Origin of the sequence: Streptomyces sp. NPDC086080, assembly GCF_044540255.1 — a bacterium.
In the GTDB taxonomy this organism is placed as follows: domain Bacteria; phylum Actinomycetota; class Actinomycetes; order Streptomycetales; family Streptomycetaceae; genus Streptomyces.
In genome coordinates, this window is record NZ_JBITRU010000014.1 from 50647 (window position 1) to 65219 (window position 14573).

Below are 14573 nucleotides of genomic sequence, written 5' to 3' on the forward strand. Positions count from 1 at the left end.
TGTGGTCTCGCTGTGCCCGGGCGTCGCCCCGGGCATCAGCCCGGGCATCAGCCCAGGCGTCAGCCCAGGCCGAAGAGCCGGTCGAACTCGCCCCGCACCACCGGCCAGTCCCATGAGGCGAGGGCGTGCTTCTCGCTCTCCCGGCAGTGCTCCGCCCATGTCTCCTCATCGGCGGTGACGGCGAGGATCCGGTCCGCGGCGGCCTGCGGGGTGCTCACCACCCAGTCCGCCGGGTAGAGCGTCGAGGCACCGTGCTTCTGCCCGGCGAAGAAGGGCCAGTCACGGACGACGGGGACCGCCCCGCTGGCCGCGCCCTCCATCACTCCGACATGACAGCCCTCACGCACTGAACTGCTGAGGATGACGCCGATGTCCCGCAGGTTGCCGGGCACGTCGGAGGTGGCGCCCCGGCGCTCCACTGCGCCCTCCTTCACCAGTGGGCTCAGCTTGCGCTGGAAGGAGCGCTGGTAGGCGGCCGCCGCCTGGCTCGCCGTGGTATCCATGTCCCCGCCGATGATCACCAGCCGGTAGCGCTCGTCGCGACCGCGCAGTTCCCGGATGACGCGCAGGGCCCACAGCGGGTCCTTGGCGACCTGACCGATGCCCACCATGCCCACGGTGAAGCGGGCATCGGGGTTCTTCGGCAGGGCGAAGCCCCTGAGGTTCATGCCGTTGTCAACGACGTGCGTACGCGGCGCCCGGGGTCCGGTGAGACCCGGGACGGAACGCAGGACCAGGTCGCGGATGTGGTCCGCGACGAAGACCAAGTCGTCGACGCGGGAGAAGTCCGTCAGCCAGGGCCAGGAGGAGAACGCCTCGTAACTGTGCAGCCGCACGATGATGCGGGTAGTGCCCGGGTCCACGGCGGTGAACAGGGAAGCGGCCGCGGCACACCAGTCCACGAACACGGTGTCGGCCCAGTCGAGGTAGGGCCGCAGGTGTTGTTCGGCGGTGAAGCCGTACATGGGGTCGCTGCCGAGGCGGTGAGCGAGTAGACGCCGGCGGGCGGCGGCGAGCCGCTTGATGCCGGGGTAGTCGGCGATGTCGAGGAACCTCAGCTCGACGTCCGGGTTCGACTCGTAATGGTCTCTGACCAGGCCCAGGAAGTTGTCGTTGCCGTCCGTCACCACGAGCAGGCGCCGCGGCCGACCCGGCTCCGGCTCGGCCGCCGGGCGGGCCCGGCCCTGCGGAGCGGTCGCCGCCGCTGCCGCTGTGGACGCCGTGACCAGACGGGCGAACTCCTCCGCGCGCTTCGTCAGCGGGCTCTCCCGCTGGTCGAGATGTGCGACCCGGTGGAAGGCCGTCTGCAGCGCGTGGTGCACGAACTCCGCCGCACCGGCGGCGTCGTCCGCCGCCAGCAGGCTGTCGGCGTGAGCGAGATCGGCCTCCGCCGACGCCAGCAGCGTATCGGGGGTGACGCCCTGGCTCAGCGCGCGCCGTGTCGCGGTGCGCAGCATCTCGGCACGCGAGCCCGTGTCACGCAACCTCTGCGCGACGGCGCTCGCGGTCGCCACCGCGGCCTGGGTCCTGCGCAGGCCGAACAGGCCCGTCACCACGCCGCGCGTCATGTCGACCCGGGTCTCCTGCGGCATCGGAAGCAGCGGCATCCGCCGGGCAACGGCCGAACCGATCCGTGAGCCGAGTACTTTCTCATGGCCCAGCAGGAGCGCGCTGTCGGAGATCCGGCCGGGCTCGGACCCGTGGTGCGCCTCGTCGGGAACCGTGACGGACGGCGCGGTGCCGTTCTCCATCGCCCGCACCAGGCGCTGGGCCGCGCCGAAGCCGACGCAGGCGTGGGCGCCGGTGTTCAGCCGGGCCAGCTCCCAGCCGCTGTAGTAGGCCTTTGAGTCGACGGCGACGATCACGTCGGCGGCTTCGGCGAGGCGCAGGACCGTGGCGTCCCCGCCGACGTAGGCCCAGAAGCGCTCGTGCGGGTGCGCGTGCACAGCACGGCCACGGGCGCGCCAGCCGAGGTTCGCGCCATCCGTCGCGACCCGGTGGACGGTGTCGATGCCCCAGTCCGCGTCGATGCGCTTCTGGGCGAATGTCCCGACCAGATGCACGCGGACTTCCAGCTTCCGCATTTCGCCGACGAACGTCTGCAGGATGTCGGTGTTGGGCGTGCGCCCCACCACGACGAGCACGTCCCTCACGATTCCGCCTTCACCTTCGCCGCGGTGTCCGCGCCGAGAACCAGTTCCGTCAGTGCGCGTACCGCCGGCGCCATGACCGCGCCCCGCTGGAAGGACGCACCGTGTGCCTTGGCCGCCTTGATCTCCTCGTCCGTGGCCGAGGTCGCCATGTGCGCGGCCCGGCAGAAGGACTCGGTGAGCCTGTCGACGTCGAGGCCGTACGCCCCGGTCCACAGCGGGTGGCCGTCGAGCAGGTCGGAGGCGTCGTGCTCGCGCTCGTGAACCGAGACGACGGGCAACCCGGTGGCCATGTACTCGTAGACCTTCCCGGACGTGGTGTACCTGCCGCCCACAATGATCAGGAGCAGGGCGTCCCAGCTGCCGTACAGCTCGGACACCTGTCCCTTGGGCACCGGTCCGCCGACGACGATTCCGTCGGCGGCGGCCTCGTGCAGCATCTCCATGTGTCGATTGGCTCCCTGGTGCGCACCGACACCGATGTGTCCGCGCACCTCAAGGGTGGCGTCGGCCAGCAGCGGCTCGCGTTCGCGGGCGGCCTTCCAGGATTCGATGACCTTGGCCAGCAGAGGCACCGGGAACGTCACGGTCCCGAGATAGCCGAAGACCAGGGGGCTGCCGGGGTCGCGTCCGGTGCTCGGCAGGTCGACGCTGTCGGCGTCGTAGCCGTTGCGCACGACATGGATCCTGGAACGGGCTTCCGGGTAGCGCTTGCGGTAGTGCTCGGCGATCGGGTCGTTGACACACCAGAAGGCCACCGCGTCCGCCAGCATCCGGGCTTCCCAGACGCCCTGCGGGGAGTCCTCCAGGAATGCCTCAACACCCTCCACGACGTCCAGCGACCAGCCGTCACGGAAGTCGACCACGTAGGGGACGTGGTGATCGTCGTAGAGGCGCCGGATCGCGGCGAGCTGTACGTAGGGCACGCAGCTGGCCATCGCGAGGGTCACGGGGTTCTCCGCATGGATACGGAGCGCGGCCTCCTCCAGGTCCGGGCGCCAGCCGCCGAAGACGGGGTCGGGAAAGATCTCCTGGACTTCCTCGCGGGCCCTGCGGGCCCAGCCCTCGGGATCGACCGCGCGCTCCCGCGAGAACTTCCGCAGGTCCGTCTCCAGGTCGTCCCGGGAAAGGGGCAGCTTCACCACGTCGACCCTGGGGTCGACCGGGTCGGACAGCGTCGGGTCGATGCCCGAGTCGATCATCCAGGACTCGTCCTCGATGGTGACGACGGTGACGCGCCATCCGTGAGCCACGAACTGGTTGGCGGTCTCCCGCATGCGATAGGCACAGCTTTTCGCCGCGGGTGGGAAACCGATCGCGAAGTACAGCAGATGCGGTTTGTCCTGGCCGTCGGCGGATGTCGGGTCGGCGGGTGGCACAGACTTGTCCTCGGCTGGAGTGGTTGACTCGGGCGGCCGTGCATTTTGCTCAGCCATGGTGGAAGCGAGGTGCATACCGGTCCGGCGCGGGGCCCGTCCGGGTGGTCGTGGCCTTCTTCACAGTTCGTGGTATGCCTCAACACCGCTTTCAAGTCGAGGAATTATCACACACGGTCGGCGTAGCCCTCCCAGAGGGACGGCTGCCGTCCATCTTCCCGTAACCCGTGGCCGCCGGACGGGGAGGGTCGCGCGGATCGTATGCTCGGTCGGCACTGCGACGACGAGGAGGACCAGGCGATGACCGGGGGGACACGCATGTCACCGGGACGGAGTGCGGTCTCTGCCGCACCGAGCCGGGACAGGCTTCCCTCCCTCACCGGTCTGCGTTTCTGGGCCGCGCTGGTGGTGGTCCTCTACCACCTCTCCCGGGCAACGGGGAAGATCCCGGGCCTGAGTGACGCGGTGTGGTACGGCCGTACCGGCGTGACTTTCTTCTTCGTGCTCTCCGGCTTCGTCCTCGCGTGGACGTACGACGGAGCGGGCGTCCCGGCGAAGGTCTTCATGTGGCGGCGGTTCGCCCGGATCTGGCCACTGATGCTGGTCACCACCGCGCTGTCGGTGGCCGTGATAGCCGTGCAGGGCGACGCCGTCTCACGGGCCGCGGTCACCACCTCCCTGTTCCTGCTGCACGCCTGGGTACCCGACCCGGTCTACGCCGCCGCGGGGAACCCGGCCGCCTGGTCGCTGAGCGACGAGGCGTTCTTCTACGCGGTCTTCCCACTGCTGCTGGCCGCCCTGACCCGCGGCAGGGCACGCTCGTGGGCATGGACCGCGGTGGCCTGCTGCACGGCCCTGGTCCTGGTGTGGCCTGCGGCCTCCACCGCCTCGGACACCTTCCACCGGGTGTGGGCGCTGGACTATTTCCCGGTGTCCCGTTCCCTCCAGTTCGTCGTGGGGGTGACGGCCGGGCTCGCGGTCAAGCGGGGCTGGCGGCCGCGTGTGTCCCTACCGGCCGCGGCCGGCCTGGTGGTCGCCTGGCATCTGCTGCTGATCCCCTGGTCACGCGCCGTGCCCGACGCCCTCTGGTACAGCCCGTACAGCGCCTCCCAGCTGTTGTCGACGCCACTTTTCGCCCTGCTCGTCGTCGCGGCCGCCCGGGCCGATCTCGACGGCCGGCGCACGGGTCTGGGTGGTACCTGGATGATCCGGCTGGGCCACTGGTCGTTCGCCTGGTACCTGATGCACGAAATAGTCATCCGCGGCGTCAAGGGCCTCTACGGCCGCCCCGGGTCGCTGTCGGAGACCGTCGAGGTCTGGACGCTTGTACTGACGGTCAGCCTGGCGTTGTCCGCGGCCGCCTACCAGTGGATCGAACGTCCCGCCGAACGCATGCTGCGCGGACTCGGCCCGCGCCATGCTCCGCCGGGCGGCGACCACAGACCGCACGCGCCGACTGAGGCCGTACGCCCAGGGTTTACCGCCCCCGACCGAGAAGAAGAGACGAAGTGAAAGTCATCAGCATCGTCGGAGCCCGCCCCCAACTGGTGAAGCTCGCCCCCATCGCCGCCGCCTTCGCGCGGACCGAGCACGAGCACGTGATCGTGCACACCGGCCAGCACTACGACGCCGACCTGTCGGACGTCTTCTTCAGCGGGCTGGGCATCCCGGACCCCGATGTGCACCTCGGCGTGGGCTCCGGCAGCCACGGCGTACAGACCGGCGCGGTACTGTCCGCCCTCGACCCGGTCTTCGAGGAGCAGCGGCCGGACTGGGTGCTGGTGTACGGTGACACCAACTCGACCGTCGCGGGCGCCCTGTCGGCCGTGAAGCAGCACATTCCCGTCGCCCATCTCGAAGCGGGGCTGCGCTCGTTCAACCGCCGGATGCCCGAAGAGCACAATCGGGTACTCACGGACCACTGCGCCGACCTGCTGCTCGCGCCCACCGTGGAGGCCATGCGTCACCTCGTCGCCGAGGGCCTGGAGCACCGTGCCCGGCTGGCCGGGGATGTGATGGTCGACATCTGCCTGCGCATCCGGGACGCGGTGCTCGCCGGGGAGCATCCGGCGCCGGCGCTGCCGGAGGGCATCGACCCGGCCGAGCCGTTCCTGCTGGCCACTTTGCACCGGCCGGACAACACGGACGCCCCGGAGCGGCTGTCGGCCCTCGTCCGGTCGCTGGCCGGGCTTCCGGTGCCCGTCGCGCTGCTCGCCCACCCCCGGCTCGTCGCCCGTGCCGAGCAGCACGGAGTGAAGCTGGAACAGGGGGCCGTCCGGGTCGGCCGCCCACTGCCCTACGCGGGCCTGGTGGCCGCGGTCCTCGCGTCCGCCGGTGTGGTCACCGACTCCGGCGGGCTCCAGAAGGAGGCGTACCTGCTCGACCGGCCGTGCACCACCGTGCGGCCGGAGACCGAGTGGGTCGAGACCCTGGAGGGCGGCTGGAACGTCCTCGTGCCCGACCCGCACGACATGCCGGCCGCGCGGTGGGCCGCCACCGCGTCCCGACCCGCTCCCGGGACGCCCCGCGGCACACCCTACGGTGACGGCACCGCGGCCCACCGCGTGGTGCGGCTCATGGAGGAAGCGGCCGGCGCCTGACCGGCTGCGGAACGTGTGGAGAGCCCCTGCCCCGGGGAACCGACGGGCAGGGGCTCTCCACACGTGCGGTGCGAGAAACCGGTCAGCCTCCGATGACGACCCGCCGTACACCGGCCCAGCGGGCCGGGTCGGTGGTGCGGCGGCCGTCGACCAGGACGCGCACGCCGGGCAGGTCGGTCGCGGACAGCTCACGGTACTCGGCGTGGTCGGCCTGGAGTATCGCGGCCGTCACGGTCTGGCCCTCGTGCGGCGGCAGACCCTGCGCCGTCAACTCCGCCGCGGTGTACATCGGATCGGACACGCAGGGCACCGCGCCCCGCTCGCGCAACGCCTCCACCGTGCCGTAGACGCCGGAGAACGCCGTCTCCTTGACGCCGCCCCGGTACGCGGCGCCGAGCACCAGGACGTGGACGCCGCTCAGGTCTCCGTAGGCGGCCGCGAGGAGGTCGACCGCGTACGCCGGCATCGCCGCGTTGGCCTCGCGCGCGGCGCGCACCACCGTGGCCTGCGGGTCGTTCCACAGGTACATCCGCGGGTAGATCGGGATGCAGTGGCCGCCGACGGCGATGCCCGGCTGGTGGATATGGCTGTAGGGCTGGCTGTTGCAGGCCTCGATGACCTTCTTGACATCGATACCCGCGGTGTCGGCGAAGCGCGCGAACTGGTTGGCCAGCCCGATGTTGACGTCCCGGTAGGTGGTCTCGGCGAGCTTGGCCATCTCGGATGCCTCCGAGGTTCCCAGGTCCCAGACGCCGTTGGGCCGCGGCAGGTCGTCACGCTCGTCGAAGTCGAGGACCTGCGTGTAGAAGTTCACGCCCCGCGCCGCCGACGCCCCATCGATGCCGCCGACCAGCTTCGGATAGCGCCGCAGGTCGGCGAAGACCCGGCCGGTGAGGACCCGCTCCGGGGAGAAGACCAGGTGGAAGTCCTCGCCCGCGGTCAGGCCGGAGCCCTCGGCGAGCATCGGCGCCCAGCGGTCACGGGTCGTGCCGACGGGTAGCGTGGTCTCGTACGACACCAGGGTGCCCGGCTTCAGACCCCGGGCGATCGCCCTGGTCGCCGCATCCATCCAGCCGAAGTCCGGCACGCCCTCCGCGTCCACGAACAGCGGCACGACCACGACGACCGCCTCGGACCGGGCCACCGCGTCGACGGTATCGGTGGTCGCGGAGAGCAGCCCTTCGCCGACGGCCCGCTTGAGGCGCACGCCGAGGTCGTACTCACCAGGGAAGGGCTCGGTACCGGCGTTGACCAGTTCGACGACCTTCTCGTTGACGTCAGCGCCGATCACCCGGTGGCCCTTGGAGGCGAACTGCACGGCGAGCGGCAGACCGATCTTCCCGAGGGCGACTACGCAGATGTTCATGGACGGGTTGATTCTCTCTCTCGGGACGGTCTGCTGAACCGGGACAGGAGCCCGGGGCCTGAACGGTGAGCTGTGTGTCAGGGCGTGGACGGCACGGCGTCGTCGGCCGTGTCCAGCCGCACGGTGACGCCGGTCGCGGCAGACTCGAGCACCGCGGCGGCGACCTCGACCGTCCGCAGGCCCTGGCGCAGCGTGGAGATCTCGTGGGAGCGGCCGAGCACGGCGTCCCGGAAGAACTCGTGCTCGACGAGAAGCGGCTCCCGCTTGGGGATCGCGTAACGGATCATGTCACCCTCGGCGACACCGCGGAACGCCCGAAGTGCCTCCCACTCGGTCGCGACGGCCGCGTTGGAGTGGAAGGTCAGGTCGGCGGTGAGGGTGTCGGCGATGAAGCAACCGCGCTCGCCGGTGACCGAGGTGAACCGCTCCTTGAGCGGGCTCAGCCAGTTGACCAGGTGGTTGACCATGGTGCCGTCGGCCAGCTGCCCCACGGCAGCGACCATGTCCTCGTGCGGGCGGCCGCTCTTGGAGACGGTGTGCGCGGAGACCGACACGTAGGGCTTGCCGGTGACCCAAGCGGTCAGGTCGATGTCGTGGGTGGCCAGATCCTTGACCACACCCACGTCCGCTATGCGGTGCGGGAACGGACCCTGGCGGCGGGTCACCACCTGGAACACCTCACCCAGTTCGCCCGTCTCCAGCCGGGCGCGCAGGTTCTGCAGCGCCGGGTTGAAGCGCTCGATGTGGCCGACGCCGGCCACCAGACCGCGGGTCTCGAACGCCTCGACCAGGCGCCGCGCGCCCTCGACGGTGTCGGCCACCGGCTTCTCGACCAGTGCGTGCACCCCGGCCTCGGCGAGCTTCAGGCCGACCTCCTCGTGGAGCGCGGTCGGGCAGGCCACCACGGTGTAGTCGACGCCCAGCGCGATGAGCTGCTCGACGGCCTCCAGGACCGGTGTCCCGCGCGCGGCACCGAACTTGTCGCCCATCGGGTCGACCACGGCGACCAGTTCCACGCCGTCGAGTTCGGACAGGACCCGGCAGTGGTGGCGGCCCATCGATCCCAGGCCGACGAGACCGGCCCGCAGTTTCGCGTTGCTCACAGTGCTGCTCCCAGGGCGTTCACGGCGTCGACGATGCGCGCGAGGTCGGCGTCGGTCAGCGACGGGTGGACCGGCAGCGACACGACCTCGGCGGCGGCCCGCTCCGTCTCCGGCAGGTCCCAGGTCCGGCCGGCCTTGCGGTCCGGCTCCCGGTACGGCACGAGCCGGTGGATGGGAGTGGGGTAGTAGACGGCGTTGCCCACCCCGGCGGCCGTGAGCCGCTCCTGCACGGTGTCCCGGTCCATGCCCTCGGGAACCCGCACGGTGTACTGGTGGTAGACGTGACGGGCGCCCTCGGCGACGGGCGGCGTCACCAACGTGGTGATGTGCTCGTCGAGATGGGCGGCGTTGGCGCGGCGGCGGTCCGTCCAGCCTGCCAGTCGGCCGAGCTGCACCCGGCCGATGGCGGCGGCGACGTCCGTCATCCGCATGTTGGCGCCGACGATCTCGTTGGCGTAGCGCTGCTCCATGCCCTGGTTGCGCAGCAGCCGCAGGGTACGCGCCACCTGGGCATCGGCCGTGGTGACCATGCCGCCCTCCAGGGCGTGCATGTTCTTCGTCGGGTAGAAACTGAACGTCCCCGCGGCCCCGAACGCGCCGACCGGAGTGCCGTTCAATGCGGCCGCGTGGGCTTGACAGGCGTCCTCGACAACGGCGAGACCGTGCTTCTCGGCGATCGGCGTCAAACGGTCCATGGCCGCTGGATGCCCGTACAGGTGAACCGGCATGATGGCGGCGGTACGCGGTGTGACGGCCGCCTCGACCGCCGCCGGGTCCAGGCAGTAACTGCCGGGTTCGATGTCGGCGAAGACGACGTCGGCACCGACCAGGCGCACGGCGTTGGCGGAGGCCGCGAACGAGAACGACGGCACGATGACCTCGTCACCCGGGCCGAGGCCGAGGGCCATGAGCGTCAGGTGGAGCGCGGAGGTCCCGCTGTTCACCGCGACGCAGTGGCGTCCGTCGACCAGCCGGGAGAACTCCGACTCGAAGGCGGCCACCTCGGGCCCCTGCACGACCCGGCCGCTGCGCAGTACACGCACAGCGGCCTCGATTTCTTCCTCCTCGATCACCGGCCGGGCCGCCGGGATCGACTCAAGGGCGTCCGTCATCGACGTCCTTCCTCTTCAACGGCCATGTCGGCGCGCGCTTGCACGGTCAGGAAGTGGGTGTCGCCGCAGCACGGCACGTCCGCCCGCGGATCGCCTGGGTCTGGCGGCGACCAGCGGCTTTCCCGCGAGATGCCCCCAGACGTCCTGCGGTACGCCCGGCCGCGAGCAGGAAGTGGTCCTGGTGTGCTCGTCGGCCTGCGGACGTCGACGCCACCTGATCGACAGTCGACACCGCCGGTCAGGTTATCAGGAGATGTAACTGTGTTCGCCGGGCCGTCACGTCCTCGCAACCTTCACGGGCAGGAGCCGGGCGGCGGAGCATCCGGCAGGTCCCCTCGGCCGGCTGGCCGCATGACGGCCGCCCGCGGTCCCGCGTCCCTGCCGGAGACATCCGCCGGGCGCCGCATCCCGGAGGGCCGTCCACCCGAGGCGCGCAAATGACACGGTGCGGGCCCCGCCGGGACCCGCACCGTGTCATTCACTTCGTGTCCGCGCCGTCGTCAGTCCCCCGTCGCGGCACTGACCGAGGACGACGGCTGCTGGGCCGCGGCCGCGGTCTTCTTCGACGTCGTCTTCTTCGCGGTCGTCTTCTTCGCGGTCGTCTTCTTGGCGGCGGCCGACTTGGTGGTCGCCGCCTTCTTGGCCGTGGTCTTCTTGGCGGCGGCCTTCTTGGCCGTCGTCGTCTTCTTCGTGGCGGCCTTCTTCACCGTGGCCTTCTTGGCCGCCTTGCGGGCGGTCTTCTTGGCCGGAGCGGCTTCGGCTTCCCCGGTTTCCCCGGCGGCCTCGCCGACGGGCTCCCCGGAGGGCTCCTCCGCGGGTGCCGGCGGCTCCTCCGCCCCGGCCGACGGGACGACCACGACGGCCGTGTCCTCGGACGCGGTGGGCGTGCTCGGCTTGCGCACCGCGCGGCGGCGCGGGCGGGCCGGGGCCTCGGGCTCCGCCGGGGCGGCCGCCTCGGCGGGGGCCTCCTCGGCCTTCGGCGTCTCCTCCGCCTTCACGGGCTCCGTGACGGTCACCACCGCGGCCTCCGCTCCCGGCGGGGAACCGGCGGGCGCGGACACCGCGCGGGTGGCCCGGCGACGCGTGCGGGCCTTGGGGGCGGCCTCCTCGGACACCGCGGCCTTCTCGGACACCACGGCGTCCTCGACGGCCGCGGGCTCGGCCAGCGCCTCGGCGGCCGACTCCGGCTGCACCGGACGTGCCACCTCCTCGGCGGCCGTCACCTGCTGAGCCGTCGGGGCCGCGGCCGTGACGGCTTCCTCGGCCCTGACGGGCTCCTCCGCCCGCACCGGCTCCTCGGCCGGCCGGTGGCCGGCCCGGGCTGCCTCCCGCTTCGGCGCGCCCGCGGGTGCGGACACCCGCCGGCTCGCCCGGCGGCGCGTACGCCCACGGGTGGCCGCGGCCTCCGCCTCGGCGGCGCTGCTGTACAGCTCCTCGTCCGGTGTGAACTCGGGGACCGGAGGAGCCACCGGCTCGGCGGCCTCCGCCACCGGCTCCGCCTCTTCCTCCGCCTCCTCCTCGGCGGTCACGGTGAGCTCGTGCTCGTGCGGAAGATCCGCCGCTCCGGCCCGCGCCCGCTTCCGGCGCTTGCCGCCACCGGCGGCCGCCGCAGGCTGGTCCAGGTGCACGATGACACCGCGCCCGTTGCAGTGGACGCAGGTCTCCGAGAACGACTCCAGCAGCCCCTGGCCGACCCGCTTGCGGGTCATCTGGACCAGGCCGAGCGAGGTCACCTCGGCGACCTGGTGCTTCGTACGGTCCCGGCCCAGGCACTCCAGGAGGCGCCGCAGCACCAGGTCCCGGTTGGACTCCAGCACCATGTCGATGAAGTCGATGACGATGATGCCGCCGAGGTCGCGCAGCCGCAGCTGGCGCACGATCTCCTCGGCCGCCTCCAGGTTGTTCCTGGTGACCGTCTCCTCGAGGTTGCCGCCCTGACCGGTGAACTTGCCGGTGTTGACGTCGACGACGACCATCGCCTCGGTCCGGTCGATCACCAGCGAACCACCGCTCGGCAGCCAGACCTTGCGGTCCAGCGCCTTGGCCAGCTGCTCGTCGATCCGGTACGTGGCGAAGACGTCGACCTCGCTGGTCCACCGGGACAGCCGCCCGGCCAGGTCCGGCGCCACGTGCGACACATACCCGTGGATGGTCTCCCAGGCGTCGTCACCGCTGACGACGACCTTGGTGAAGTCCTCGTTGAAGATGTCCCGCACGACCCGGACGGTCATGTCCGGCTCGCCGTACAGCAGCGTCGGCGCGGTGCCGCCGCTCTTGGACTTCTTCTTGATCTCCTCCCACTGCGCCTGGAGCCGCTCGACGTCGCGGCGCAACTCGTCCTCGCTCGCGCCCTCGGCGGCGGTGCGCACGATGACGCCCGCGTCCTCGGGGACGATCTTCTTGAGGATGGTCTTCAGCCGCGCCCGCTCGGTGTCGGGCAGCTTGCGGCTGATGCCGGTCATCGAGCCTTCGGGGACGTACACGAGGTAGCGGCCCGGGAGGGAGACCTGGCTGGTGAGGCGGGCGCCCTTGTGACCGATCGGGTCCTTGGTCACCTGGACCAGGACCGGCTGGCCGGACTTCAGCGCGGACTCGATGCGGCGCGGGCCGCCCGACATCCCGAGCGCCTCGAAGTTGACCTCACCTGCGTAGAGCACGGCGTTGCGGCCCTTGCCGATGTCGATGAAGGCGGCCTCCATCGACGGCAGCACGTTCTGCACCTTGCCGAGGTAGACGTTCCCGACGTACGAGGTCGCCTGCTCCTTGTTGACGTAGTGCTCGACGAGCACCCCGTCCTCCAGGACGCCGATCTGCGTACGGTCGCCGTACTGGCGCACCACCATCACGCGCTCGACGGCCTCACGGCGGGCCAGGAACTCGGCCTCAGTGATGATCGGCACCCGGCGGCGGCCCTGCTCGCGGCCCTCGCGGCGGCGCTGCTTCTTCGCCTCCAGACGCGTGGAGCCCTTGATGGACTGCACCTCGTCGGACGGCTCGGCGGCCTTGCGCGGCTCCCGCACCTTGACGACGGTGCGCTCGGGGTCGTCGGTGGAGGGCTCGGGCTCGCCACCGCTGTCACCGGCCCGGCGGCGACGGCGACGACGGCGCCGGCTGCTGCTGGAGCCGCCGGAGTCCTCGCGGTCCTCGGCGTCCTCCTCCGCCTGCTCGGCGGTGTCCTCGGCATCCTGGGCGGCCTGCTCGGCGGAGGCCCGCTCGATGTCGGTGTCCTCGTGCTCGGTGCCCTCGGCGTCGCTCTCGGCGGACTCACCGCGCCGGCGGCGACGGCCACCGCGGCGACGGCGACGGCGCGAACCGGAGGACTCGCCGTCCTCCCCCTCGTACCCGTCGCCTGTGTCGGCGTGGTCCTCGGCCTCCTCCTCGGCCTCCTCCGCCTCGTCCCCGACGCGGGTCGCGGGAGCGGCCTCGGCGGACGGTGCGGCGGCCTCGGTCTCGTCGCCCGCGCCCCGGCGCCGGCGACGGCGGCGGGAGACGACGGGCTGCTCCTCCGCGAACTCCTCGGTCTCCTCCTCCGGCTCCACCGGTTCGACGACCTCGGCGGCCGCCTCGGCGGCGGCCCGCTCCGGGGTCTGGAAGCGGGGCTCGGTGAACACCGGCGGCTGGAACACGGCGACGGCCGGGCGCGCGGGACGCCGCGGCGAGCCCTCGTCCTCGGCGGCCTCGGCGGGCTGGGCGGCGGTCCGGGCTTCATGCGCGGGCTCGGCGAACCCGGCGGCGGCCTTGCGGACCACGCGACGGCGGCGGCGCGGAGCGGCGTCGTCGGCGGGGGCCTCGACGGCCGCCTCAGGGGCCCGCTCGTCCTCGGCGGGGGTCGGTGTCCGCGTCTCCTTCTCGGTCACCGGGGCCTCCTCGGCGGTCGGGGCGGCCTGCGCGGACTCGTCCGCGTCGCCTTCCGCCGTCTCGGCGGTCACCGGGGCGCCGGCGGGCGCCGCGGCGCGACGCGAGGCACGGCGCCGGGTCCGTCGCGGAGCGTCCGCGTCGTCGGCGGCCCCGGGGTGGTCGGTGGTGTCGGTGGCCGCGGGAGCGGCGGGGGCCTCGGCCGGCTCGGCGAGGGGCTGCGCCGTCCCGGCGCTGTCCGCGGTGCCGTCCGCCGTGGTGTCCGCCGTGGTGTCTGCCGTGGTGTCTGCCGCCGGCGTGGCGGTGGTGCGCGTCGCCCGGCGCCGGGTGCGGCGTGGAGCGGCCTCCTCGCCGGCCCCGGGGGCTTCGGCGGGTGCGGCGGCCGAGGGGACTTCGGCGATCTCGGCCGTCTCGGCCGCATCGGCCGCATCGGCCGTCTCGGTGGTCGCCGTCGGCGAGGTCACCGTGCGGGTCGCGCGACGACGGGTGCGCCGGGGAGCGGCGTCCTCCGAGGAGTCGGTGGAGGCGACGGCGGGCTCGGGTGCCGGAGTGGTATCGGCCACCGCAGTCGTCGGTACGACCGTCTCGGCGGCTTCCGCCGACGCCGGTGCCCCGGCCGGCGCGGCCGCACGGCGGACCGCACGGCGACGCCGGGGCGCGGCGGCCTCGGTGCTCGCCGGCTCGCCCACGGGCCCTGCGGGCTCGGGAGCCTCGGCGGACGCCGCGGCCGGTATGGCCGGCGCGACGGTCTCGGCCGTCGTGTCGGCCTGGGCGGCGGGCGGGCCCGCCGGGCGGGACGCGGCACGGCGCCGCCTCGGCGGCAGGGTGTCGCTGGGGGTGTTCGGTTCGGAGCCCTTGATGGGCTCGATCGGTTCGAGCATGCGGGCGTTTCTCCCGTCAGGCTCCCGGGCGCCGCGCCTGGTCCGGCGATGCCGGTGACGTCCGCGGCTCGCGCGGTGCGCGGGTGCCGCCGTCCGGGGCGCGGGCGCCGCTCGGGAGCTCTCTGTGTCC

The 14573-nt window shown here is 72.4% G+C and carries 8 protein-coding genes; 2 read left to right on the forward strand and 6 right to left on the reverse strand.

Annotated features, from left to right (window positions below):
* Positions 1–59 precede the first annotated feature (59 nt).
* Entirely contained in the window at positions 60–2153 is a 2094-nt protein-coding gene (locus ACIF9R_RS18325) for a glycosyltransferase family 1 protein (protein WP_399980854.1), read from the reverse strand.
* A complete protein-coding gene (locus ACIF9R_RS18330; RefSeq protein ID WP_399980857.1) occupies positions 2150–3529 on the reverse strand; it encodes a glycosyltransferase in 1380 nt (459 codons plus the stop codon). Before ACIF9R_RS18330 ends, ACIF9R_RS18325 begins: the two co-directional genes overlap by 4 nt.
* A 297-nt stretch (positions 3530–3826) precedes the next feature.
* Here ACIF9R_RS18330 and ACIF9R_RS18335 point away from each other — a divergent pair, with 297 nt between their 5' ends.
* Both ACIF9R_RS18335 and wecB read left to right on the forward strand, forming a co-directional pair.
* The gene (locus ACIF9R_RS18335; RefSeq protein WP_399980860.1) at positions 3827–5038 is read left to right on the forward strand and encodes an acyltransferase family protein; all 1212 of its coding nucleotides are present in this window, start codon (positions 3827–3829) and stop codon (positions 5036–5038) included.
* A complete protein-coding gene (wecB, locus tag ACIF9R_RS18340; protein ID WP_399980863.1) occupies positions 5035–6126 on the forward strand; it encodes a non-hydrolyzing UDP-N-acetylglucosamine 2-epimerase in 1092 nt (363 codons plus the stop codon). Before ACIF9R_RS18335 ends, wecB begins: the two co-directional genes overlap by 4 nt.
* A gap of 82 nt (positions 6127–6208) precedes the next feature.
* Here the strand turns inward: wecB and ACIF9R_RS18345 are convergent, their stop codons facing one another.
* The 4 genes from ACIF9R_RS18345 to ACIF9R_RS18360 all read right to left on the reverse strand — a co-directional run bounded on the left by ACIF9R_RS18345 (position 6209) and on the right by ACIF9R_RS18360 (position 14443).
* Positions 6209–7492: a nucleotide sugar dehydrogenase gene (locus ACIF9R_RS18345; RefSeq protein WP_399980866.1), complete on the reverse strand. Its 1284-nt coding sequence runs from the start codon at positions 7490–7492 to the stop codon at positions 6209–6211.
* Positions 7493–7569: 77 nt separating this feature from the next.
* Entirely contained in the window at positions 7570–8595 is a 1026-nt protein-coding gene (locus ACIF9R_RS18350) for a Gfo/Idh/MocA family oxidoreductase (protein ID WP_399980869.1), read from the reverse strand.
* Positions 8592–9707, reverse strand: a complete 1116-nt coding sequence (locus ACIF9R_RS18355; protein ID WP_399980872.1) for a DegT/DnrJ/EryC1/StrS family aminotransferase — start codon at positions 9705–9707, stop codon at positions 8592–8594. The genes ACIF9R_RS18350 and ACIF9R_RS18355 overlap by 4 nt, the downstream gene beginning before the upstream one ends.
* A gap of 500 nt (positions 9708–10207) precedes the next feature.
* A complete protein-coding gene (locus ACIF9R_RS18360) occupies positions 10208–14443 on the reverse strand; it encodes an Rne/Rng family ribonuclease (protein WP_399980875.1) in 4236 nt (1411 codons plus the stop codon).
* Positions 14444–14573: the final 130 nt, after the last annotated feature.